Annotated in this window: 20 protein-coding genes, 1 tRNA gene and 1 pseudogene; 15 read left to right on the forward strand and 7 right to left on the reverse strand. The window is 66.5% G+C overall.

Annotation, left to right across the window (positions count from 1 at the left end; all coding sequences use genetic code 11):
* Positions 1-21: 21 nt before the first annotated feature.
* Positions 22-1,078 (reverse strand): annotated as a pseudogene (rarD, locus tag QFZ61_RS06840) (EamA family transporter RarD).
* 162 nt (positions 1,079-1,240) lie between these two features.
* Here rarD and QFZ61_RS06845 point away from each other — a divergent pair.
* The 9 genes from QFZ61_RS06845 (at position 1,241) to QFZ61_RS06885 (ending at position 12,077) form a co-directional block, all read left to right on the forward strand.
* A complete protein-coding gene (locus tag QFZ61_RS06845) occupies positions 1,241-2,686 on the forward strand; it encodes an FAD-dependent oxidoreductase (protein WP_307034545.1) in 1,446 nt (481 codons plus the stop codon).
* A 296-nt stretch (positions 2,687-2,982) separates the two neighbouring features.
* Positions 2,983-4,404, forward strand: coding sequence for a GAF domain-containing protein (locus QFZ61_RS06850; protein WP_307034547.1), 1,422 nt, complete (start codon positions 2,983-2,985; stop codon positions 4,402-4,404).
* A 132-nt stretch (positions 4,405-4,536) separates the two neighbouring features.
* The gene (locus tag QFZ61_RS06855; RefSeq protein ID WP_307034549.1) at positions 4,537-6,060 is read left to right on the forward strand and encodes an aldehyde dehydrogenase family protein; all 1,524 of its coding nucleotides are present in this window, start codon (positions 4,537-4,539) and stop codon (positions 6,058-6,060) included.
* Between the two features lie 86 nt (positions 6,061-6,146).
* Positions 6,147-6,554, forward strand: a complete 408-nt coding sequence (locus QFZ61_RS06860; protein WP_307034551.1) for a DUF779 domain-containing protein — start codon at positions 6,147-6,149, stop codon at positions 6,552-6,554.
* A gap of 217 nt (positions 6,555-6,771) precedes the next feature.
* Positions 6,772-8,334, forward strand: a complete 1,563-nt coding sequence (locus QFZ61_RS06865) for an amino acid permease (RefSeq protein WP_307034553.1) — start codon at positions 6,772-6,774, stop codon at positions 8,332-8,334.
* Positions 8,335-8,580: 246 nt separating this feature from the next.
* Positions 8,581-9,567, forward strand: coding sequence for an ABC transporter substrate-binding protein (locus tag QFZ61_RS06870; protein WP_307034555.1), 987 nt, complete (start codon positions 8,581-8,583; stop codon positions 9,565-9,567).
* Positions 9,568-9,650: 83 nt separating this feature from the next.
* Entirely contained in the window at positions 9,651-10,406 is a 756-nt protein-coding gene (locus QFZ61_RS06875) for an ABC transporter permease (RefSeq protein WP_307038044.1), read from the forward strand.
* Positions 10,403-11,176: an ABC transporter permease gene (locus tag QFZ61_RS06880; RefSeq protein ID WP_307034557.1), complete on the forward strand. Its 774-nt coding sequence runs from the start codon at positions 10,403-10,405 to the stop codon at positions 11,174-11,176. The genes QFZ61_RS06875 and QFZ61_RS06880 overlap by 4 nt, the downstream gene beginning before the upstream one ends.
* Positions 11,166-12,077: an ABC transporter ATP-binding protein gene (locus QFZ61_RS06885; protein WP_307034558.1), complete on the forward strand. Its 912-nt coding sequence runs from the start codon at positions 11,166-11,168 to the stop codon at positions 12,075-12,077. Before QFZ61_RS06880 ends, QFZ61_RS06885 begins: the two co-directional genes overlap by 11 nt.
* Here the strand turns inward: QFZ61_RS06885 and QFZ61_RS06890 are convergent.
* From QFZ61_RS06890 to QFZ61_RS06900, 3 genes are all read right to left on the reverse strand, one after another.
* Positions 12,074-13,267: a polysaccharide pyruvyl transferase family protein gene (locus tag QFZ61_RS06890; RefSeq protein ID WP_307034560.1), complete on the reverse strand. Its 1,194-nt coding sequence runs from the start codon at positions 13,265-13,267 to the stop codon at positions 12,074-12,076. The two genes, QFZ61_RS06885 and QFZ61_RS06890, sit on opposite strands and share 4 nt — an antisense overlap.
* Positions 13,268-13,373: 106 nt before the next feature.
* Positions 13,374-14,885 carry a catalase gene (locus tag QFZ61_RS06895; RefSeq protein ID WP_307034561.1) on the reverse strand — a complete coding sequence of 504 codons (1,512 nt, stop codon included), beginning with the start codon at positions 14,883-14,885 and terminating at the stop codon, positions 13,374-13,376.
* Positions 14,886-14,909: 24 nt separating this feature from the next.
* Positions 14,910-15,374: a Fur family transcriptional regulator gene (locus tag QFZ61_RS06900; RefSeq protein WP_307034563.1), complete on the reverse strand. Its 465-nt coding sequence runs from the start codon at positions 15,372-15,374 to the stop codon at positions 14,910-14,912.
* A 115-nt stretch (positions 15,375-15,489) separates the two neighbouring features.
* Between QFZ61_RS06900 and QFZ61_RS06905 the strand changes: the two genes are divergently transcribed.
* Entirely contained in the window at positions 15,490-16,761 is a 1,272-nt protein-coding gene (locus tag QFZ61_RS06905) for an MFS transporter (RefSeq protein ID WP_307034565.1), read from the forward strand.
* Between the two features lie 62 nt (positions 16,762-16,823).
* On the forward strand, positions 16,824-17,696 hold the full coding sequence (gene htpX, locus QFZ61_RS06910) for a zinc metalloprotease HtpX (RefSeq protein ID WP_307034567.1): 873 nt from the start codon (positions 16,824-16,826) through the stop codon (positions 17,694-17,696).
* A gap of 25 nt (positions 17,697-17,721) precedes the next feature.
* On the opposite strand, the gene QFZ61_RS06915 is transcribed toward htpX, so the two are convergent.
* Positions 17,722-18,213, reverse strand: a complete 492-nt coding sequence (locus tag QFZ61_RS06915) for a YajQ family cyclic di-GMP-binding protein (RefSeq protein ID WP_138768479.1) — start codon at positions 18,211-18,213, stop codon at positions 17,722-17,724.
* A gap of 199 nt (positions 18,214-18,412) precedes the next feature.
* Here QFZ61_RS06915 and QFZ61_RS06920 point away from each other — a divergent pair, with 199 nt between their 5' ends.
* On the forward strand, positions 18,413-18,667 hold the full coding sequence (locus QFZ61_RS06920) for a hypothetical protein (protein WP_307034570.1): 255 nt from the start codon (positions 18,413-18,415) through the stop codon (positions 18,665-18,667).
* A gap of 150 nt (positions 18,668-18,817) precedes the next feature.
* Positions 18,818-18,899, forward strand: a tRNA-Tyr gene (locus tag QFZ61_RS06925).
* A 98-nt stretch (positions 18,900-18,997) separates the two neighbouring features.
* On the opposite strand, the gene QFZ61_RS06930 is transcribed toward QFZ61_RS06925, so the two are convergent.
* Together QFZ61_RS06930 and QFZ61_RS06935 are read right to left on the reverse strand one after the other, a co-directional pair.
* Positions 18,998-19,702 (reverse strand): alpha/beta fold hydrolase, encoded by a 705-nt coding sequence (locus QFZ61_RS06930; protein WP_307034572.1) that lies wholly within the window; start codon positions 19,700-19,702, stop codon positions 18,998-19,000.
* Positions 19,703-19,930: 228 nt separating this feature from the next.
* On the reverse strand, positions 19,931-20,455 hold the full coding sequence (locus tag QFZ61_RS06935; protein ID WP_307034573.1) for a hypothetical protein: 525 nt from the start codon (positions 20,453-20,455) through the stop codon (positions 19,931-19,933).
* A 542-nt stretch (positions 20,456-20,997) separates the two neighbouring features.
* Here QFZ61_RS06935 and QFZ61_RS06940 point away from each other — a divergent pair.
* Positions 20,998-21,174: a DUF1059 domain-containing protein gene (locus tag QFZ61_RS06940; RefSeq protein WP_307034575.1), complete on the forward strand. Its 177-nt coding sequence runs from the start codon at positions 20,998-21,000 to the stop codon at positions 21,172-21,174.
* On the forward strand, positions 21,171-22,322 hold the full coding sequence (locus QFZ61_RS06945) for an EAL domain-containing protein (RefSeq protein ID WP_307034577.1): 1,152 nt from the start codon (positions 21,171-21,173) through the stop codon (positions 22,320-22,322). Before QFZ61_RS06940 ends, QFZ61_RS06945 begins: the two co-directional genes overlap by 4 nt.
* The last annotated feature ends 114 nt before the right edge of the window (positions 22,323-22,436 follow it).

Here is a 22,436-nt window from a genome sequence, read left to right on the forward strand (position 1 = left end):
GGCGCCCTTACGGGCCGCCGCTTAGGCGGCGGCCCGGGCCCGGCTCCGCGTCACCGAGTTCTTCCGGGCGATCCGCAGCATGTCCGCCGTCAGCAACAGCAGCGCAAGCCACACGACGCCGAACCCGACCCAGCGCTCCGGGGTCATGGCCTCCTTGAACACAGCCAGCGCCACGATGAACTGCATCACCGGGGCAAAATACTGCAACAGACCGATTGTCGTCATCGGCAGCCGGCGGGCGGACGCACCGAAAAACAGCAGCGGAACGGCGGTGATGACGCCGGAGGCGACCAGCAGCCAGAAGTGCCCGGTGCCGTTGCTGGTCAGCGTCGCGGCCCCGGTGAGCGCCAGGACGATCATGGTGGCCCCCGCGATGGGGGCGAGCACGATGGTTTCTACGGTGAGGCTGGTGACCGCGTCCGCCCGCGGGCCAACGCGTTTCTTGACGAAGCCGTAGAGGCCGAAGCTGAATGCGAGGGTGAGCGCGATCCAGGGCAGCTTGCCGTAGGAGTAGGTCAGTACCCCCACGGCGATAAAACCGACGACGACGGCGGCCCACTGCAACGGGCGCAGCTTCTCCTTCAGGACGAAGACGCCCAGCAGCACGGAGACGAGCGGGTTGATGAAGTAGCCAAGGGACGCTTCGACGGCCTGGCCGGTGGTGACGCCGTACGTGTAAGTCAGCCAGTTAACCGCAATCAGGCCGGCGGCGACGGCCAGGGGGCCGATCACGCTGCGGTTCCGGAAGGCGGCACCGAGGACCCGCCAGGAGCGGGTGACGGTGATCAGCAGGACCACAGAAAATCAGGGACCACACCACGCGGTTGGCGACGATTTCGACGGCGCCGGCCGGCTGGAGCACAAAGAAATACAGCGGAAGCAGCCCCCACAGGCCGTACGCGCCGATGCCGAAGAGGATGCCCGCCGTCGTATCCTTGTCCACTGCCTTGAGCCCCGCTTCGGTCCCGGCCTGCGGTCCGGCGGCCGGGGAAGCCGCGGCAACGGCGCCCGGGCTGCTCCCCGGGGACGTCAGGGCAGTGGGAGCGGGGGATCCTTCAGAATTAGGCACAAGACCCATAACACCGCCCTGCGAGCGACTATTCCTGCTTTCAAGGCGCTGCTGACCGGCCTCGCCCGCGATCCACGCCACCGGGGCACCCGCGGAGTCGGGCTGACATTTAGAATTGGGAACTGTGCGCTGTATCTGCCGGCGCACCCGCACAGCTAAGAAGGGTTCCCGGTGTCCAACTCGGCCGAAGCTTCGCCAATCCGTCCGCTCCGCGTCGCGATCGTCGGCGCCGGCCCGGCCGGCGTCTATGCCGCGGACATCCTGACCAAGTCCACCGGCGTCAAGGACGGCGACTTCGCGGTCAGCATCGACCTGTTCGAGGCCTACCCGGCACCCTACGGTCTGATCCGCTACGGCGTTGCCCCGGACCACCCGCGGATCAAGGGAATCGTTAACGCACTGCACAAGGTCCTGGACCGCGGTGACATCCGTTTCCTCGGCAACGTCCGCTACGGCCGGGACCTGACCCTGCATGACTTCCGCGCCTTCTACGATGCGGTCATTTTCGCCACCGGAGCCATCAAAGATGCAGACCTCAACATCCCGGGCATCGATCTTGAAGGCTCCTTCGGCGGCGCCGACTTTGTTTCCTGGTACGACGGCCACCCCGACGTGCCCCGTGACTGGCCGCTGGACGCCAAGGAAATCGCCGTGATCGGCAACGGCAACGTCGCCCTGGATGTGGCGCGGATGCTGGTCAAACACCCCGACGAACTGCTCGTCACGGAGATTCCCGACAACGTCTACCAGGCGCTGAGGAACTCGCCGGTCACCGACGTGCACGTCTTCGGCCGCCGGGGCCCGGCGCAGGTGAAGTTCACCCCGTTGGAATTGCGCGAGCTGTCCCATGCCAGGGATGTCGACATCGTCCTCTACCCCGAGGACTTTGAATTCGATGAGGCATCCGACGAGGCTATCCGCACGAACAACCAGATCAAGACCATGGTCAACACTCTGGGTAACTGGCTCGTGGAGGAGCACGCCGAGGCAGAGGAACCCTCGTCGCGCCGGCTGCACCTGCACTTCCTGCACAACCCGGTGGAGATCATGGGAACACCCGGCGACGCGGCGCGGCCAGGCAAAGTCACCGGCATCAAGTTTGAGCGCATGCAGTTGGACGGCACCGGCAACGTTAAGGGCACCGGGCAGTTCGTGGATTACCCGGTCCAGGCCGTCTATCGGGCCATCGGCTACCACGGCTCGGCCCTGGAGGAACTGTCCTACGATCCCCGCCGCGGCGTCATCCCCAACGAGGGCGGCCGGGTGCTGGACGCGCAGGGCCAACCCGTGCCGGGCATCTACGCGACCGGCTGGATCAAGCGCGGACCCGTCGGGCTGATCGGGCACACCAAGGGAGACGCGCTGGAGACCATCGGCTTCCTGCTCGAGGACCGTCTGACCCTGCCGCCGGCGCAGAACCCCGATCCGCAGGCCATCATCGACCTGCTCGACGAGCGCGGCATCGAATACACCACCTGGGAAGGCTGGAACAAGCTGGACGCACACGAACTGGCCCTCGGCGCTGCCTGGTCCGCTGCCGACGGTGCCGGCGGGATTGTGCGCGAACGCATCAAGGTCGTGCCGCGGGACGAAATGATCCGGATCTCGCGGGGCTGACCTGCGCCCGCCCGCCCGCCCGTCTGCCTCCCGCCCGCCCGCCCGTCTGCCTCCCGCCCGCCCGCCCGTCTGCCTCCCGCCCGCCCGCCCGTCGCGGCGCAAAATTCCTCGCGACGCGGAAAAACGCTGTCGCGGAGGGTATTCCGGCGTCGACAGTGATTTAGCGCCTCGCAGGGTAAATAACGCGACGCGAAACGGCCTAGCCCGCGCCCGGAACGCCCCGTAGACTGGCCCGACAAACGCCGCTTTCCGGTGCACCGTCGTGCGCCAAGAGGTGCCAGCCAGGTGGAGGTTCAGTGAGGAATCCGGTCGAGCAGGCCGTCCCGCGCCATCACGGTCCGGACGCGAACCCGGAACTGCGTCAGAAGTATGCCACCGCCGGACATGAACAGCTGGACAGCAAGCGGTTTGCCTTTGCGGCGGACCTGCAACTGCCCGGGCTGCGCACCCTGATCCGGGAGTCGTGGCAACGGTCCGTGCAACTGCATGCCAACCCGGACAACCCGGAGGCCCCGCTGGCGATGGACCGGGAGGAACTCGAGGAGTACCGCCGGCAGCACCCTCTCGCCGCGATCATGCCCGTGATCCACAAGCTCCTGGTCCTGCCCAGCCATGACAGCGGCATGCTGGTGGCAGTGGGGGACGAGGTGGGCCGGCTGCTTTGGGTCGAGGGCGATCCGGCGATGCAGCGGCGCGCCGAGGGGATGATGTTCGTCCCCGGCGCCGACTGGTCCGAGGCGACCGTCGGCACAAGCGCCCCCGGCACCGCGCTGGCCCTGGGGCGCGGGATCCAGATCGCCGGCGCCGAACATTACAAACGCTCCGTGCACCCCTGGAGCTGCACGGCGGTGCCGTTTCATGATCCGGACTCCGGTGCGCTGCTGGGCGTCGTGGACCTCACCGGAACCGAATCCGCCGTCGCCCCGCATACCCTGTCCCTCGTCGAGGCAACCGTCGCAGCGGCGCAGGCGCATCTGCGGGTGGAGCGGCTGCAGCTCGCGGCCGCCCGCCACGCCGCGCCCGCACGGCGCCGGACGGCCATGCCCCGCACCACCGGTGACAAACCCGGCGGTGCGGGCACGACGGCGGGCAAGGCCGCGGCGTCCCGGCCGGGGAGCCTCTACCGCAACAGCCTGCAGCTGCTCGGCCGCGATCAGGCCGTGCTGAGCCTGGACGGCCGCACCGTTACCCTGTCCGCCCGGCACAGCGAAATCCTGGCCCTGCTCAGCACCCATCCGGAAGGACTGACTGCCGAGGAGCTCAGCGCGCTGCTCTACCCGGGAACCGGATCCACCATGACGCTGCGTGCCGAGATGGTGCGTCTGCGCAAGGTCCTGCAGCAGCTCAACCCGGAAGCGGTTCCGGGGTCACGGCCCTACCGCCTGCCCGTGGACCTGGTGCCGGACTCGGGCCAGGTGCTCAGCTGCCTGCAGCGCGGCGCCCACCGGATCGCGCTTGAAATCTACCGCGGAGCCGTCCTGCCCCGCTCCGAGGCCCCGGGAATCGTCGGGCTCCGCAACCGCGTCTCCTCCCTGCTGCGTGAGGCCGTCCTGACCGACGGCAGCGCGGAGTCGCTGCTGAAATACGCGCAGCTGCCGGAAGCGCGCGACGACGTCGAGGTCCGCGCCGCTGCCCTGAAACTGCTGCCGCCGCGCTCGCCGAAACGCGCGGCCGTCGTCGTGGACCTGGAAAGGCTGGAGACCGAACTCAGCGCCTGAGCCGAGCTGTCCGTGACCCGCCTCACACCCCTGCAACCTGACTGCAACCTTCCCGCTTCTAGGCTGATGCCAGCAGCGGCCGCAGAAACCCGGCCGCGATGCCACCAATGTTGCACAGCAAAGGAGCTAGCAATGACTGTTTATGCGCAGCCCGGCACCGAGGGCTCGAAGGTCACCTTCAAGGACCGCTACGAGAACTGGATCGGCGGCGAATGGGTCGCCCCGGTCAAGGGCCAGTACTTCGAAAACATCACCCCGGTGACGGGCAAAGCGTTCTGCGAGGTCGCCCGCGGCACCGCAGAGGACATCGAGCTGGCACTTGACGCCGCGCACAAGGTGGCGCCGTCTTGGGGCAAGACCTCCGTCGCCGAGCGGGCCGCGATCCTGAACAAGATCGCGGACCGGATCGACGAGAACACCGAAATGCTCGCCGTCGCCGAATCCTGGGACAACGGCAAGCCGATCCGCGAGACCCTCAACGCCGACATCCCGCTCGCCGCGGACCACTTCCGCTACTTCGCGTCCGCCGTCCGCGCCCAGGAGGGCCGGCTGTCCCAGCTCGACGACGATACCACCGCCTACCATTACCACGAGCCGCTCGGCGTCGTCGGCCAGATCATTCCCTGGAACTTTCCGATCCTGATGGCCGTCTGGAAGCTGGCCCCCGCACTCGCCGCCGGCAACGCCGTCGTCCTCAAGCCGGCCGAACAGACTCCCTCCTCGATCCTGGTGCTGATGGAACTGATCAGCGACCTGCTTCCAGCCGGCGTCATCAACGTGGTCAACGGCTTCGGCGTCGAGGCGGGCAAGCCGCTCGCCTCAAGCCCGCGGATTCGAAAGATCGCCTTCACCGGTGAGACCACCACGGGCCGGCTGATCAGCCAGTACGCGTCCCAGAACCTGATCCCGGTCACTCTGGAACTGGGCGGCAAGAGCCCCAATATCTTCTTCAATGACGTCGCGGACAAGAACGACGCGTTCTACGACAAGGCCCTCGAAGGCTTCACGCTGTTCGCCTTCAACCAGGGCGAAGTGTGCACTTGCCCGTCCCGCGCCCTGGTCCAGGAAGGCATCTACGACTCCTTCATGGCTGATGCGCTGGCCCGCACCCAGAAGATCATCCAGGGCAACCCGCTGGACACCGACACCCAGCTGGGCGCCCAGGCCTCCAACGACCAGCTCGAGAAGATCCTCTCCTACATCGACATCGGAACACAGGAGGGCGCCAAGGCGCTCACCGGCGGCGCCCGGGCGGAGCTCTCCGGCGACCTGGCCGGCGGCTACTACGTCCAGCCCACGATTTTTGAGGGCCACAACAAAATGCGGATCTTCCAGGAGGAAATCTTCGGCCCGGTGGTCTCCGTGACCCGGTTCAGTGACTACAACGACGCCATGGGCATCGCCAACGACACCCTCTACGGTCTCGGTGCCGGCGTCTGGTCCCGCAACGGCAACGTCGCTTACCGTGCCGGCCGCGAAATCCAGGCCGGCCGGGTGTGGGTCAACAACTACCACGCCTACCCGGCAGGAGCGGCGTTCGGCGGCTACAAGTCCTCCGGCATTGGCCGCGAGAACCACGCCATGATGCTGGACCACTACCAGCAGACCAAGAACCTCCTGGTCAGCTACAACGAGAACAAGCTCGGCTTCTTCTAGACCGCGGCGGCGGGGCGGACCGGATCGGTCCGCCCCGCCGTGCCGTTTCGCCGTGACAGCCCGCCCCATTGACAGGAGAAGCCCCGATGACCCAGACCCGGCTCGATGCCGCCGTGACCCTGCCCGGTGAGGACTTTTCCCGGGTGGCGCTCACTCCCGAGGCCGTGGAGCTGCTGCGCAAGCTCTGGCTCCAGCACGGTCCGCTGATGTTCCACCAGTCCGGCGGCTGCTGCGACGGCTCTTCCCCGATGTGCTACCCGGCAGGGGAGTTCCTCACCGGCGACTCCGACGTGCTGCTGGGCCTGTTCGACATCTCGGACGGCCTGCAGCCGCAGCCGCTGGAGTTCTGGATGTCTAGGGAACAGTTCAACTACTGGAGCCACACCCACCTGACGGTCGACGTCGTGCCCGGCCGCGGCAGCGGCTTCTCGGTCGAGGCGCCGGAAGGAAAGCGCTTCCTGATCCGCTCCACGCTGATGGACTGGCCCGCCTGACCCCGCCCCTGCCCCCCGCCCCCAAGGCGCGAACGTACACTTGACGCCCGCCCCCAAGCGCGAACGTACACTTGACGCCCGCCCGGCGGGGCGCCGAGTGTACGTTCGCGCTTAAGGGGTTCGTCTCACCATGCGGGATTAAAGCGGCCGTCCAGTGGATGGACACTACTATGGATAGGTCTGTTTCCAACCTGTTACCGAGACCTTGGACTTTCCTATGAACCTTTTCCGGACCAAAACCATCGAGCAGTCGATGGCCGACGCCGATGAACCCGGACGCAAGCTCAAACGTTCGCTCAGCACCTGGGACCTGATGATCATGGGCGTCGCCGTTGCCGTCGGCGCCGGCATCTTCTCCGTCGGTGCGAAGGCTGCCGCGAACTTCGCCGGCCCCGCCGTCACCATCTCCTTCGCGATCGCCGCCGTCACCTGCGCGCTGGCGATCATGTGCTACGCCGAGTTCGCCACCGCCATCCCGGTTGCCGGCTCCGCCTACGTCTTCACCTACGCCACCATGGGCGAGGTCCTCGCCTGGATCATCGGCTGGAACCTCATCCTCGAGCTTTTCACCGCCGCCGCCGTGATCGCCAAATACTGGGGCATCTACCTCAGCAAGGTCTTCGCGCTGATGGGGCTGGACGTCCCGCCGTCGATCTCCGTGGCCGGCGTCGACCTCTTCTGGGGCGCCTTCCTGATCGTCGCCGTGTTCACCGTGCTGCTGGTGCTGGGAACGAAGCTGTCCGCCCGCGTCGGCAACGTCTTCACACTGATCAAGATCGCCGTCGTCCTGTTCGTGATCGTGGTCGGCTTCAGCTACGTGAAGTTCGAGAACTACGCACCGTTCGTCCCGACCTCCCAGCCCACCGGCGGCACCGGCACCACGGATGTGCTCAAGCAGTCCTTCTTCGGCTTCCTTACCGGAGCCGCGCCCGCGCAGTACGGCACGATGGGCATCTTCGCCGGTGCCGCGCTGGTCTTCTTCGCCTTCATCGGCTTCGACGTCGTCGCGACCTCGGCAGAGGAAGTCAAGAACCCGCAAAAGACGCTGCCCCGCGGCATCTTCGGCGGCCTGGCCATCGTCACGGTGCTCTACATCCTGGTCTCGCTCGCGCTCACCGGCATGGTCTCGTACACCAAGCTCGCTGAGGCCGAGAGCCCCACGCTCACCACCGCCTTCGAAGCGGTCGGGAACACCGACGCCGCCAAAGTCATCGCGTTCGGTTCGCTGGTGGGCCTCACCACGGTGATCATGGTGCTGCTGATGGGCCTCTCCCGCGTGGTCCTGGCCATGAGCCGCGACGGCCTGCTGCCGCGCTCGCTGTCCAAGACCAGCACCATCCGCGCGACTCCCGCACGCCTGCAGATCATCTGCGGCTCGGCCGTGGCTGTCGTGGCCGGTGTGACCAAGGTGGACCTGCTCGAAGAAATGATCAACATCGGCACGCTCTCGGCGTTCGTGATGGTCAGCCTCGGCATCCTGGTGCTGCGCAAGAAGCGCCCGGACCTCAAGCCGGCGTTCCGCGTACCCTTCGGCAAGGTGCTCCCGGTCGTTTCGGCCGTGTTGTGCCTGTACCTGATGACCAACCTCGCCGTGGAAACCTGGATTTTCTTCGCCATCTGGCTGGTCATCGGCATCGTGATCTACTTCGCCTACGGCCAGCGGCACTCCCGCCTCAACGAGCGTTTCGCCGAGGCCCGGGCCTCGGTCAACGCCCCTGCGGGGGAGCGGTTCGACGACGTCGACGACGCCGAGGAGAAGGACGCGCTGACCCGCTCCTAGCCGCTCCAGCCATCAACGCGGGGTCACCTGCGGTCCGTCCGGTACTTCCGGAGGAGCCGCGGGTGGCCCCGCGTTGTTGTTTGCGCAACGTCTTCCCCCGTCGTCTCGGTGCTGTAACAATGCAGCCAGTGTGGTTGACCTCACAGTACGCTTGAGTCAGACTTTATTTTGAACGTCTGTTCGGATCGCGAACAAGTAGGGCTGGAGGCACGTTCCTCCCAAGCCACTGTGCACATAGGAGTGAACATGAAACGTCGATTTATTACCGCGCTTGCTGCCGCGTCGGTACTGGCACTGTCGGCCTGCGGCGGCGGCTCGCCCAGTTCCACCGGCGGCGGCTCGGCATCCGGCGGGGCCTCCGGGGGCGGCGACCTGACCAAAGTCAGCGTCGGCGTCATCCCCATCGTGGACTGCGCCCCCATCTACCTGGGGAACAAGCAGGGATTCTTCAAGGACGAAGGTCTGCAGCTGGACATCCAGACCGCCACGGGCGGCTCGGCGATCGTCCCCGGTGTGGTGAGCGGCAGCTTCGACTTCGCCTTCTCCAACCTCATCTCCGTCATGGTGGCCAAAGACAAGGGCCTGGACCTGAAGTTCGTCGCCAACGGAGCCTCCACCACCGGCGAAAAGGGCAAGGACATCGGCGGCGTCGTCGTCCCGGCCGGTTCCGCCATCCAGTCCCCAAAGGACCTGGCAGGCAAAACCGTCTCCGTCAACAACCTTTCCAACATCGGCGACACCACGATCAAGTCGGTCGTCGAAAAGGCCGGCGGCAACCCCTCGGACGTGAAGTTCGTGGAGGTGGCCTTCCCCGACGCCCCGGCAGCGCTCGCGAACAAGCAGGTCGACGCCGCCTGGATCCTGGAACCCTTCCTGTCCAAGGCGCTTGCCGACGGCGGCAAAATCATTTCCTCGAACTTCGTGGACATGAGCCCCGAGCTGGACATTGCCGGCTACTTCACCAAGACGGACACCGTGAAGGGCAAAGCCGAGCTCACCCAAAAGTTCACCCGGGCGATGAACAAGTCCCTCGAATACGCCCAGGCGCACCCCCAGGAAGTCCGCGACATCGTCGGTACGTACACCAAGATGGATGAGGCCACCCGCGCCAAGATGATCCTGCCGCGCTACCGGGTGGAGTTCAACAAGGACGCCTTCAAGACCCTCGGCGACGCAGCCGCCAAGTACGGCACGCTCACCAAGGCCCCGAACGCAGCCGACCTGCTGCCGTGAGCCAGGACACTGCAGTAGCCGTCGGATCCGTCCCTGCTGCGGGGCGGAACCGGCGGCCTGGCCGCAAGGCACCGACGCAGAGGCTGCTCGGCCTCGCGGGCATCGTCGGTTTTCTGCTCACCTGGGAACTCATACCCCGGCTTGGCATCATCGACGCCCGTTACCTGCCGCCGGCCAGTGAGGTCATCGCAGCCCTGGCCCGGGACTTCACGCTGACAGCGTTCTGGGTCTCCGTGGGGGAAACCATGAAGGCCTGGTTCCTTGGGCTGCTCATCGCTGTTGTCCTCGCGGTGCTGCTGGGCTTCATCATTGGCTCCAGCAACTTCCTGCGCAAAGCCACAAACTCAACGATTGAGTTCCTGCGCCCCATTCCGTCGGTGGCCCTGATTCCGCTGGCAGTGCTGCTCTTCGGCGTGAAAATTGAATCGTCGCTGCTGCTGATCGTCTACGCCTCCTTCTGGCAGGTGCTGATCCAGGTCCTCTACGGCGTGGCCGACGTCGACATGGTCGCCAACAACACCGCCAAGACCTACGGCCTGGGCACCATGGCGCGGATCCGGTACGTCGTGTTCCCCACCGCCCTGCCGTACCTGATGACCGGTGTCCGGCTCGCCGGCGCCGTCGCACTGGTACTCGCCATCACCGCGGAACTTGTCATCGGGTCACCTGGCCTCGGCCGGGAAATCGCACTGGCCCAGTCCGGTGGCGCCATTTCCGGGATGTACGCCCTGGTGCTCGCCACCGGCCTCATCGGTGTCCTGATTAACCTGCTCATGCGGTTCATCGAAAAGCGGGCGCTGTCCTGGCACTCCTCCGTCCGGTCCGAGGTGATCGTATGAAATCCGTCAAAACTCTGGGCTACGTGCTGGCACTGCCTGTCCTGCTCGTTCTGGCCTGGTGGGCCTCCACCCTGGGCACGGTCAACTTCTTTGTGCCCACGCCGGCCACGCTGGTCAAGAAGTTCGCCAACGTCTGGTTCAGCGAGCGGTTCTTCACCGACGTGCTGCCGAGCATCGGCAGGCTCCTGGTCGGCGTCGTGGCCGCAATCCTGATCGGCGTCGTGGGCGGAGTCCTGATCGGCTCGGTGAGATGGCTGCGCGCGCTGCTGGAGCCCACACTGGAGTTCTTCCGCGCCATCCCGCCGCCGGTGCTCGTTCCCGTGCTGATGCTCCTGCTGGGCATCACTGACACGATGAAGGTCGTCGTCATCATTTCCGGCTGCGTCTGGCCGGTCCTGCTGAACACCATCGAAGGGGTCCGGGCCGTGGACTCCGTGCTCTCCGATTCGAGCCACACCTACGGCATCGACGGCTGGGCCAGGGTCCGCTACCTCGTATTGCCGTCCGCCAGCCCGCAGATCATGGCCGGCGTGCGCCAGTCGCTGTCCCTGGGACTGATCCTGATGGTCATCTCCGAAATGTTTGCCTCGTCCTCCGGGCTGGGCTTCACCATTGTCCAGTTCCAGCGGTCCTTCGCCATCCCGGAAATGTGGTCCGGCATTGCAGTGCTCGGCCTGCTGGGCGTGGCCATGTCATTCATCTTCCAGTGGGCCGAGCGGAACATCCTGCGCTGGTACCACGGCCAGAAAGAGGTAGAAAATGCAGCCTAATGCAACGCCGGCAGCCCCGGACGCGATGCTTTCCGTCCGCGGCCTGAAAAAGGTCTACCAGACCGACGGCGGGGACATCGAAGCGGTGCGGAACCTCACCTTCGATCTCCGGGCAGGGGAGCTGGCCTGCCTGGTGGGTCCTTCCGGGTCCGGCAAGACCACCCTGCTGAAATGCATCTCCGGCCTGATGGCCCCCACCGAGGGCGAAGTGCTGCTCGACGGCAAGCAGGTCTCCGGACCGCCGAAGAAAATGGCCGTGGTCTTCCAGGAATACGGACGCTCGCTCTTCCCCTGGATGCGGGTCCGCGACAACGTCGAGCTGCCGCTGAAGAACCAGGGCATGCCCAAGGCTGAACGCGACCGGCTGGTCGACGAAGCCCTCGAGGCAGTCGGCCTGTCCCACGTGCCCCGGTCCTACCCCTGGCAGCTCTCCGGCGGCATGCAGCAGCGCGTCGCCATCGCGCGGGCCATCGCCTACCAGCCCGAGGTCCTGCTGATGGACGAACCGTTCGCGGCCGTGGACGCCCAGACCCGGGCTGACCTTGAGGACCTGATCCGCGTGGTGTGGAAGAAGCTAGGCGTGACCGTGCTCTTCGTGACCCACGACATCGACGAGTCCGTCTACCTGGGCGAGCGGGTCATCATCCTCTCCAGCTCCCCGACGGTGGTGCAGGAAGACATTACGATCGACCTCCCGGCGGAGCGCGACCAGCTGGAAACCCGTTCGATGCCGCGTTTCACCGAGCTGCGGCACCACGTCTACGAGCAGATCCAGCTCGCAAAGAAGGGTCACCGCCCCGCCGCGGCCGGCGCATCCACGGCGGCTCCGGCAGCGGGGGCCGCGGCCCCAACCGAGGGCGCTGCCGTGGCAGACAGCGCCGCCGGCCGCCCCCGGACTTAGCCTCTGGCTTTGCGGGAAACTCCGCTGCGCGCCCGCATTAACAACTTGGCCGCGGTGGATGAAGCAGGGGCAGGCCCGCCGGGAGCTGGCGGATAGAGCGTCGCCGCTTCGGCCCGTTTCCGGGCCGCCAGCGCAGCCAGGTTCGCCGCCAGCGGGCCCGGCCGCGCCGGCAGCCCGGGCCGCTCCTCGTCCAAGGCGAGCGGCCAGCCGCTTCCGAGCGCCGTCACGGATTGGTGCTTGACGTCGTAATACCCCTGCTTCATCCCGACGGCGATTCCGCGCGCCCCGGCGGCGGCCGCCAGCAGGTGCAGGTGGAAGCGGCTGGTAACCCAGGTCTGACGGTCGGAGAGCGGAAGGCCGTGGGTCCAGACGTGGACGAACGGAATGAACCGTTCCTCCGGAATGAGGTCAGCCAGCTGGTCGTAGGCGGCCCGGTCAAAACCGGGTATGGCCTCCACATAATGCGCCTCGATGCCCTCACCGGCGGCCCGAACGACTTCTTCCCGTGCCAGGGCGACGGCCGCGCTGAACCGGCCGGGATCCACCATGTCGCTCTGGATGCAGACATAGAGCCCCGGTGCCGCAGCGCCGCGCGAGATTTCCGCTTCGGCCCCGAGGAAGGCGTCGTCAAGGCCCAGTTCCAGTCCGTGCGCGGCCGCGCTCGCGTCATCCCGTGCGCGGGCGTAGTCGAATCCCCGAAACAGCGGCGTTTCTCCGGCCGCGGGTTGCAGAGCCGGCATGAGACCCTGGCCGGTCGCGAAAAGCCGTGCTCCGCTGACTTCGCTGACCGCCCGCATGGCGACCACCAGGCCGGCATGGTGCGGCCAGGTGTCATTCACATAGCCGCCGCCGATCAGGTGCAGCGACTCTGCCTCCCGGGCCTTCAGCAAGCCCAGGTCATAGGCCGGGGTGCCGAGACCGGCCACGCGTTCCCGGATGTTTTTGGCGGCCGCATCGGCTGGCAGCTCGGCGTTCTCGTGCACCAGGCGCCAGAGCGTGTTGGTGACGCGGAGCCGCGGGTGCATGCCGTCAAAGAGGACCTGCGCCATGCCGGGCTGCGGGCTGTCCAGCCATACCTCCGCTTCGGGCCGGGCCACTGCCAAATACTTGAGCCAGGCAGCGGCAATGAACTCGTCGCCGAAATTGGGGTGGCCGGAGGTGCCGACCAGGTAGATAATTCCCGGATTCATGCACCTGACTATAGCGGTCCCGGCGAAGACTTCAGGGCACAAAAAACACCCCGCCCGGAGCGTCAATTTAGCCGGGCGGGGTGTTCCTTTTGGGTGCAGGGGCCAGCTAGCCGATCTTGTTGGCAGCCTCGGCGTCCGAGGTCACCAGGCCTGCTGCAGCGGCACCGAGGTTGGCGCGCAGCTTCGCGCCGAGTTCGGCGTCGACGTTGGTCCAGTACTGGATGGCGCGTTCCTTGATCGCAGCGTTCTTCACGCCGCTCACGGCGCCGGTGATGGTCTCCAGCAGGCGGGCCTTCTCGCCGTCGTCGAAAACCTCGCGGTACAGCGTGCCGGCCTGGCCGAAGTCGCCGTCCTCAGCGTGCAGGGAATGCGCCGAGAGCGTCAGCTCGCCGTCGTTCTCCCAGCCGCCGGCGGGGCTCTGCGGCTCCACGGCAGCCGGGCCGCCGAAAGAGTTCGGCGCATAGACCGGCACGGAGGGGGCGTTGAAGTTGTAGCGCCCCTGGCCGTCCTGGCTGTAGTTGTTGATCTGGTTCTTGGGCAGGTTCACCGGCAGTTGGGCGTGGTTGGTGCCCACGCGGTAGCGGTGCGCATCCGCGTAGGAGAAGATGCGGGCCTGCAGCATCTTGTCCGGCGAGGCGGCGATGCCCGGCACGAAGTTCGACGGCGCGAAGGTGGCCTGCTCGATCTGCGCGAAGTAGTTCTCCGGGTTCTTGTTCAGCTCCAAGGTGCCGACCTTGATCAGCGGGTAGTCGCCGTGCGGCCACACCTTGGTCAGGTCGAAGGGGTTGAAGCGGTAGGTCTTGGCGTCCTCGTACGGCATCACCTGGACGTGCAGGTCCCAAGAGGGGAAGTTGCCCGCGGCGATGTTTTCGGACAGGTCGCGGATGTAGAAGTCAGCATCCGAACCGGCCAGCGCCTCGGCGTCGTCGCCGCTCATGGCCTTGACACCCTGGTTGGACTTGAAGTGGTACTTGACCCAGAAGCGCTCGCCGGCGGCGTTGATCCACTGGTAGGTGTGCGAGCCGTAGCCCTGCATTTCCCGCCAGGAGGCCGGGAGGCCGCGGTCACCCATCAGCCAGGTGACCTGGTGGGCGGATTCGGGGGAGAGGGTCCAGAAGTCCCACTGCATGTCGGCGTCGCGCAGGTGCGTGCCGGGAAGGCGCTTCTGCGAGTGGATGAAGTCCGGGAACTTGATGCCGTCGCGGATGAAGAACACCGGGGTGTTGTTGCCGACCAGGTCGTAGTTGCCCTCGGTGGTGTAGAACTTCACTGCGAAGCCGCGGGGGTCGCGCCAAGTGTCGGGGGAGCCGTTTTCGCCGGCGACGGAGGAGAAGCGGATGAGCATGTCCGTCTCGGTGCCCGGCTGGAACAGCGCGGCCTTGGTGTACTTCGAGACGTCCTCGGTGGTCTTGAAGGTACCGAACGCGCCGCCGCCCTTTGCGTGCACCACACGCTCCGGCACGCGCTCGCGGTTGAACTGTGCGAGCTTCTCGATCAGGTAGTGATCGGTCAGGATGATCGCTCCGTCAGCACCGACGGTCTGGGAATGGGCATCGGACGTGACGGGGGCGCCGGACTGTGTCGTGGACACTGCGGGCGCAGAGATGTTCTGGGTCATCGTTCTCCTATTACTGTTTCTTGCTTAGTTGCGGGTGGGAAGTTTTTGGTTGCGCTGGCACTCTTCGCAGACGCCCTGGTACAGAACATCGGCGATCTGGATGGTCATCGGCTTGGAGCCGGCCTCCCAGTGCGGCGTCAGGCAGGGCGCGTGGCCGACGGCGCATTCGACGTCCTCGACGCGGCCGCAACTGACGCAGACCGCGTGGTGGTGATTGTCGCCGACCCGGGTCTCATACAGCGCGGGAGAGTGCGGCGGCTCGAAGCGGCGCAGCATCTGCAGTTCCGTCAGGTCGCCCAGGACCACATAGACCGACTGCGCGGTAAGGTCCGGCAGTTCCTCGCGGGCGGCGGCGAGGATGCCTTCGGCCGGCGAATGCGGATGGCGTTCGACGGCGGCCAGCACGGCCAGCCGCTGCTTGGTCACCCGGCGCCCGTGGGCACGCAGGGCGCCGGCCCACGCGTCGGTGCTGCCAAGGGAATCCGTCATGCCCTCATTCAAGCACTTATTTTTAGCGGTTCACAATAAGGCACCCCTTATCCCGACACTCCCTGCCGGAGCTGAGGGAGCGTCCGGGGTTCGTGCGGGCCATTAGAGTTGCCGGGTGGGGAAATTGCTGGCGGACATCTCGCCTTTACGTGAGAGCCCGGCGTTCCGCCGTCTGTGGCTGGGATCCGCTGCTTCGGCCCTTGGCAGCCAGCTGACCCTGGTGGCGGTGAGCCTGGAGGTCTACCGACTCACCCAGGACAGTCTCTATGTGGGCCTGCTGAGCATCTTTGCGCTGGTTCCGCTGGTTTTCGGCGGCCTGCTGGGCGGCTCCATAGCTGACGCCCACGACCGGCGGACGGTTGCCCTGCTGGCCTCGGGCGCGCTCTGGCTGACGACCGGTTGCCTGGCGCTCCAGGCCTGGCTGCAGGTGGGGAACGTGTGGCTGCTCTACGCACTGGTGGCGGTGCAGAGCGGGGCGCAGGCCATCAACCAGCCGGCCCGCAGCGCCATCATCCCGTTGCTGGTGCGCCAGGAGCTGCTGCCGGCGGCCAATGCGCTGAGCATGATGAGTTTCGGCCTGACCATGACCGCAGGGCCGCTGCTGGCCGGCGTCCTTGTGGCCTCTGTCGGCTTCGCCTGGACCTACACGATCGATGTAGCCAGCTTCGCGTTTGTCCTGTGGGCCTTACTGAAGCTGCCGGCGATGCCGCCGGGGCACGAGTCGCACCGTGCCGGCCTGCGCTCCGTCGTCGAGGGTTTCCGTTTCCTCGGCACGCGGCCCAACCTGCGGATGACCTTCGTGATCGACCTCGTGGCGATGATCCTGGCTCAGCCGCGGGCGCTGCTGCCGGCGATCGCGGCGCTGATGATCGGCGGCGGCGAAGCGACCGTCGGTGTGCTGCTCGCTGCCACCGCCGTCGGCGCCTTTTTGGCCGGGCTCTTCTCCGGCCCGCTGGGTGCCGTCCGCGCGCAGGGCACCGCGGTGGTGTGGTCGGTGATGGGGTGGGGCGCCTCAATCGGCGGGCTCGGCCTCGTCGTCGTGCTGGCCGGGCGCGCAGGCGCCGACGGCGTGACGGTGTGGCTGGTGCCTGCCGCGCTGTGCTGTGCGCTCGCCGGAATTGCTGACTCCGTCAGTGCAGTCTTCCGCACTACTATTCTGCAGTCAGCCACTCCTGACCACCTGCGTGGCCGGCTGCAGGGCGTGTTCGTTGTTGTTGTGGCAGGCGGCCCCCGAGTGGGTGACATGCTGGCGGGCGGTGCGACGAAGTTGCTGAGCGAGGGCTGGGTCCTGCTCGCGGGCGGAGTGCTGTGCGCGGTGGTGGCCTGGCTCGTGGCGCGGTGGCAGGGCGGGTTCCTGGGGTACGACGCCCGGAACCCGGTTCCCTAGCCGTTCGTTTTGAAAGTGGGTGTCCGAGTGCAGGGCACCCGGGGCCAATCTCGGGAGGACCAGTGCACAACCATCACAACGGTTTGAAGACGGCAGTCCTGTTCGGAGTGTTGTGGGCGGTGCTGCTCGGCCTGGGAGCGCTGATCGGATCGAGCATGCGCAGCGCGGCACCCATTTGGATCATGGCACTGATCGGCGTCGGCACCACCTTTTACGGGTACTGGAACAGCGACAAGATCGCGATCCGGTCCATGCACGCCTATCCGGTCTCCGAAGCGGAGGCGCCGCAGCTGCACCAGATCGTCCGGGAACTGTCGGCCCGCGCCAACCAGCCGATGCCGCGGATTTACATTTCACCGACGATGGCGCCGAACGCCTTCGCCACGGGCCGCAACCCGCAGAACGCGGCGGTGTGCTGCACGCAGGGCATCCTGCAACTGCTCGATGCCCGCGAACTGCGCGGCGTGCTGGGCCACGAACTGATGCACGTCTACAACCGGGACATCCTGACCTCTTCCGTGGCGGCCGCCGTCGCCGGCGTCATCACCTCGGTGGGCCAGATGCTGCTGTTCTTCGGCGGCGGCGGTGACCGCCGCAATGGGAATCCGCTCGCCCTGCTCGCGATGGCCCTGCTGGCCCCCTTTGCTGCCTCGCTGATCCAGATGGCCATCTCCCGGACACGGGAGTACGACGCCGATGAGGACGGCTCGGCGCTGACCGGCGACCCGCTGGCGCTCGCCTCAGCCCTGCGCAAAATCGAGCAGGGCGTCCAGCTTGCGCCGCTGCCGCAGGACCAGCGCCTGGTGAACGCCTCGCACCTGATGATCGCGAACCCGTTCCGCGGCGGGGGAGTGGCACGGATGTTTTCCACCCACCCGCCGATGGGCGACCGGATTGACCGGCTGGAGCGGATGGCCGGGCGTCCGCTCCGTTAGGAGACCCGCCACCGGTCCGGGGGCGTCAGCTGCGGAAGTTCACAAACTGCAGGTCGGCCTCGTCGAAGCCCTTCAACAGGTTCATGGTCTCCTGCAGGTCGTCCCGGGACTTGGACGTGACCCGCAGCTCATCGCCCTGGATCTGGGACTTGACCGACTTCGGGCCCTCGTCGCGGATCAGCTTGTTAATCTTCTTCGCGAGGTCCTGGGCGATGCCCTCCTTGATGGTCGCCTCGAGCCGGAACTCCTTGCCGGACGGGTAGGGTTCGCCGGTGTCCAGAGACTTCAGCGAAATACCTCGGCGGATGAGCTTGGACTGCAGCACATCCAGGACCGCCAGCACACGCTCCTCGGAGTTGGCCTTCATCAGGATCTTCTCGCCGCTGAAGTCGACCTCCGCGCCGACGCCCTTGAAGTCGTAGCGCTGCGCCAGCTCCTTCTGGGCCTGGTTGAGCGCGTTGGCAACTTCCTGCTTGTCGACCTTGCTGACGACGTCGAATGTGGATTCGCCTGCCATGACTGTCCTCCTAATGTTGTCCGGACGCCCCCGGGAGGGCGGTGTTTTTCTGCGTTCCAGCCTAGTACGGATGCCCCGCCTGTGAAGCTGCCGCCCGGCACTGGTCCTCACAGCCGGCTCAAAGCTGAACCGCGGGAGGAATGAAGCTTGAGCAGGCACAGTTGTAGCCGTCGAACCAGCCGTCCGAAAGGCAAGGGACATGAACCGCAAGGCCGTCCGATCCGTTCCGAGTTCCTCCGCGCAGGCGGCCGCCTCCCTCTCCGCGGCGGCGAGCTCGATGGCCGCCGCGGCGCTCGCGGCGTCCATCATCCTAAGCCCGGCCGCCGGTGCGTCGGCCCGCCTGGACGGGGTGCAGGCGGACCTGACCCGGGCGGTGCAGCTGAACCAGGTCACGGCCGAACAGGCCGCGAAGTTCGAGGCAAAAATGGCCGACCGGATCCTCGGCGAAGCCTGATATTCCGGCCCCGACAGTACGGTGCCGTGCCGATTCGATTCTTCGGCGGAAGTTCTGTAAAGTTGTCTTGCCCGCGGTTGCTGGAAGCGGAACGGACTGGAAACAGCCGTTCCGAAGACGGAAGCTGCGAGTGATCTTCTTTTGAAGTTCGGCAGATTACCCGAGCGGCCAAAGGGGGCTGACTGTAAATCAGCTGGCAACGCCTACGGGGGTTCGAATCCCTCATCTGCCACCCTCGGAAAAGCCTCCGGAACCCATCGGTTCCGGGGGCTTTTCCTTTTGCCCGCACCGGTTAGGTGGCGGGCCGGCGAGGTGCCGGTACCGGCGCTTTCAGTCTGTCCGGCCCACGGCGCCGAGGATGGCTGCGCCCAGCTCTGCTGGCCTCGTGAACTGCGGCCAGTGACCCGTGGGCAGATCGATGAATTCGACGTCGCGGACCCGGGCCAGCTCCGCCACATACGGGTGCCGCGCCTGGATCCATTCGCGCAGCACCGCCGACGGAAATTCACAGGCGATGACGGAGGCGGGGACGTTGTAGCGGCGTTCATCGCCGAGCCGCTGCTGGTCAAAGGCGACTCCCTTGGGTTCCGGGACGGCTCGGGCCCGGAAGGCCTCCCGGATTCCGTCATCCAGGTCAACGAGGTCGGCATCCTCGAAAAATTCCCACGGCGGCAGGGGTATCTCGTCGCCGTCGGCGGGCAGACTGTCGTTGATTACCCCACCGTCTGCCAGCGGGCCACTGTCCACGTAGATCGCGCGCGCGATGCGGTCCGGGCGGGCATCCACCGCGCCGTGGATGATCGCTCCGCCGCCCGAGTGGCCCACCAGAACGACCGGGCCGTCGATCCTGTCCACAGCGGCCACGACGGCGTCGATGTGGGTCCGCAAACCGATTCCTGCCCGGGGTGCGGACCGGGATGCCAATCCGGGCAGCGTGAGCGGATGGACCCGATGTCCGGCGTTCAGCAGGGGCGGCGTAACTTCCGACCACGACGACGCGTCCAACCAGAAGCCGGGAACGAGGATGATGTCCATGGCGGCACCCTACGCCGTTTCGTTGGCGGTTGCTGTCCAAAAAGCAGACGTTCTCTTCCGGCCGGGAGGTTCCTCGTCCGGCTGCCCGCCGGCCGCGGAAGACAGGTGCAAGGGTGGGTGCAGGTGCCTGCGCACCGGGAATCCCGTTGGCCGCAAGAGCAGGGGCACCGCCGAGACGGTGCCCCTGCTCTCCCGGCGCGGCATTCCGCGGGCGGGAAACCGGCCTCCTTATGACTTCTTGTGGGACTTGTCGTCGCTCTTGTGGTCGCTCTTGTGGTCGTCCTTGTGGGACTTGTCGTCGCTCTTATGGTCGCTCTTGTGGTCCGACTTGTGGTCTACGGACTTCTTGTTTCCGTCGTCGTGGCCCTTGGAATTGCCACGGTCATCACGGTGGTTGTCCCAGTTGTACCTGCCGTCATGGTCCCACCAGCCCCAGCGGTCGTGCTCGCAGCCATTGCCGTCATGCCAATGGCCGTTGTAGTCGTCGTCTGAGCGCAGGTTGCAGTCGTCGTCGCGCCAGCCGGCACGGTCGCTGCGGTCGTGGTAGCGGCCCTTTGAGTCCCAGGAGCCATGCGAGGAGTCGTGCCTGGTCATGCAGGTGTCGTCCTTGGCGTCCCGGTGGTTGCCCGACAGGGTAGTGGCAGCCTTCAGCCCGGTATCCGCCGACGCCGCTCCCGCGGAAAGAACGGTGCCGCCGAAGCTAAGGCCTCCGGCAAGCAGGGTGACGCCAACCAGTCGAATTGAGCTCTTCATGAGGGTTTCCTAGCGTGAGTTTCATCTTGATGGACCGCAACACCTAAGTGCAAAGGCAGCGCTTTGCGGCCAGCGCCCATTCGAATACTGCGGCTGTAGGCCCCAAAGTGCCGAGGCGCCACAGCAACAGCAAATCAGCGCCTGACGGCAGTCGCTTGCGGGGCGCTAGCGGTGCCGAGCGGTCTCGGGGCTCCGTGCCAGGTGCGAGTGATGCTAACTGTCACGCCGGCGCACGGTTTGTTTTTTCTTTGGGGACCCCCCGCGCCTGCCCCAACGCCTGCAACTGCGGTTCCCGGAACGGTGATCCTGGACCGGTTGCGGCTGGAACGATACCCGCCTCGTCATTGAGTCATCGGCAGAGGTTCGTTCAGCAACCACGATAGTCCGATGCGGGAGTTGTGAGTAGGTCCGAGACCCAACTTTTTCTGTCCGCCACTAGCACCTCAAAGAAGGCGGCCGACATTCAGGAACGGTGAATCGGCCGGTTCTGGCCTACCGCGGAGTAGGGTTGGGCCGTCAATTGTTGAAGCATAGGAGCTGAAGTGAAATCTTTTGCATGTGGTGACGTCGTTCCGGGCTGTGAAGCCCGCTGGGTGTGCAGCACGGAGGATGAAATCCTGGTCCAGGTAGGGGCGCACGCGGCGTCGGTTCACGGCCTGACCGAGGTGCCCGCCGAGCTGGTTGAATCGGTCCACAAAGCCATTCGCCCGGTTAGTTGAGCCGATCGGCGGGCGGGCCGCACCCCGACGCCGGTGCCCCCGCGCCGTCGGAGTGGGCCGGGCTGCTCGCGGCAGCCTGCCGCGGCGAGGGGCTGGCGGCGGCCTATCAGCCGATCATTGACACCGCCCGGGGGACGGTGGTGGGCTACGAAGCCCTCGCCCGGTTTCCGGGCTACGCCGAGAAGAACCCGGAGTCCTGGTTCGCCGCGGCGCGCGAGCACGGCATGGCCGCCGAGCTCGAAGCGGCGGCACTGCGCACAGCCCTGCGGGCACGCGCGTCGCTGCCCACCAACTGTTTCCTGACCCTTAATGTCTCGCCCGAGCTGCTTACCTCGGAGAGTATCCGCGCTGTCTGGCGCGAGGAGGGCCAGCTGGGCGGCCTCATTGTCGAACTGACAGAACAGACGCCCATCGATTCGTATGTCGGGCTGGAGCCGGACCTCAACCAGTTGCGTTCCGCCGGTGCCCTGATTGCCGTCGACGACGCCGGTGCAGGGTATGCGGGCCTGCGCCACTTGCTGGCACTTCGGCCCTCGATGATCAAGATTGACCGCGAACTCATCCAGGACGTCGACAGGGACGAAGCCAAGCGTGCCCTCATCAGCATGCTCGGGACGTTCGCCAGCCACGTGGACGCGTGGATTCTCGCTGAGGGAGTGGAGCGGGTCGGGGAGCTGGATGCGCTGGTGTCCCTCGGAGTGCCGCTGGTGCAGGGCTACTACCTCGCCCGGCCCGCGCCGCCGTGGGCCGCTCTGGATATGGACCTGGCCCACCGCCTTGCTTCGAAACGGCCCGTGGCGCACAAGACTGTGGTCCGCGACGTCGTCGAACCGGCAACGACGACGGCGAGCGCCGGGTTGGCGGCGGACGCCTTCACGGACAACCCGGCGCTGGAGGCCGTGGTGCTGCTCGGTGAGCACCGGCGGCCGGTTGCGGTGCTGGATGCCGGGGCGGCCGCGCTGGGCGTAGTGAGCCCCGGGATGCGGGTGAACCTCGATACTCCGCTGGACCAGGCGCTGGCCCGGTCCATGACCCGGGCAAAGAACCAGCGCTTCGATCCGCTCCTCGTCACAGACAACGCGGGCCGCTTCGCAGGTGTCGCGAGGATGGAGCGCATGATCACGGCGCTAACGGAAGCTGGCCGGTAGGCACCGCCAAGGCTGGGCAGCGGAGTGCCGGACAACCGGGACCGTATGTGGATTGCTAGAGTCTGCTGTACACGGACGGTACCGGCGGGCCCGCTCTTCCTGCCCGGCCAGGAA

The sequence above is a fragment of the Arthrobacter sp. B3I4 genome, assembly GCF_030816855.1.
Taxonomy (GTDB): domain Bacteria; phylum Actinomycetota; class Actinomycetes; order Actinomycetales; family Micrococcaceae; genus Arthrobacter.

What these genes read in the sequence shown, in the direction of transcription:
- QFZ61_RS06855 (WP_307034549.1), top strand. Translation starts at nt 4,537, where the DNA reads ATGACTGTTTATGCGCAGCCCGGCACCGAGGGCTCGAAGGTCACCTTC.
- QFZ61_RS06860 (WP_307034551.1), top strand. Translation starts at nt 6,147, where the DNA reads ATGACCCAGACCCGGCTCGATGCCGCCGTGACCCTGCCCGGTGAGGAC.
- QFZ61_RS06865 (WP_307034553.1), top strand. Translation starts at nt 6,772, where the DNA reads ATGAACCTTTTCCGGACCAAAACCATCGAGCAGTCGATGGCCGACGCC.
- QFZ61_RS06870 (WP_307034555.1), top strand. Translation starts at nt 8,581, where the DNA reads ATGAAACGTCGATTTATTACCGCGCTTGCTGCCGCGTCGGTACTGGCA.
- QFZ61_RS06880 (WP_307034557.1), top strand. Translation starts at nt 10,403, where the DNA reads ATGAAATCCGTCAAAACTCTGGGCTACGTGCTGGCACTGCCTGTCCTG.
- QFZ61_RS06885 (WP_307034558.1), top strand. Translation starts at nt 11,166, where the DNA reads ATGCAGCCTAATGCAACGCCGGCAGCCCCGGACGCGATGCTTTCCGTC.
- QFZ61_RS06890 (WP_307034560.1), bottom strand. Translation starts at nt 13,267, where the DNA reads ATGAATCCGGGAATTATCTACCTGGTCGGCACCTCCGGCCACCCCAAT.
- QFZ61_RS06895 (WP_307034561.1), bottom strand. Translation starts at nt 14,885, where the DNA reads ATGACCCAGAACATCTCTGCGCCCGCAGTGTCCACGACACAGTCCGGC.
- QFZ61_RS06900 (WP_307034563.1), bottom strand. Translation starts at nt 15,374, where the DNA reads ATGACGGATTCCCTTGGCAGCACCGACGCGTGGGCCGGCGCCCTGCGT.
- QFZ61_RS06915 (WP_138768479.1), bottom strand. Translation starts at nt 18,213, where the DNA reads ATGGCAGGCGAATCCACATTCGACGTCGTCAGCAAGGTCGACAAGCAG.
- QFZ61_RS06920 (WP_307034570.1), top strand. Translation starts at nt 18,413, where the DNA reads ATGAACCGCAAGGCCGTCCGATCCGTTCCGAGTTCCTCCGCGCAGGCG.
- QFZ61_RS06930 (WP_307034572.1), bottom strand. Translation starts at nt 19,702, where the DNA reads ATGGACATCATCCTCGTTCCCGGCTTCTGGTTGGACGCGTCGTCGTGG.
- QFZ61_RS06935 (WP_307034573.1), bottom strand. Translation starts at nt 20,455, where the DNA reads ATGAAGAGCTCAATTCGACTGGTTGGCGTCACCCTGCTTGCCGGAGGC.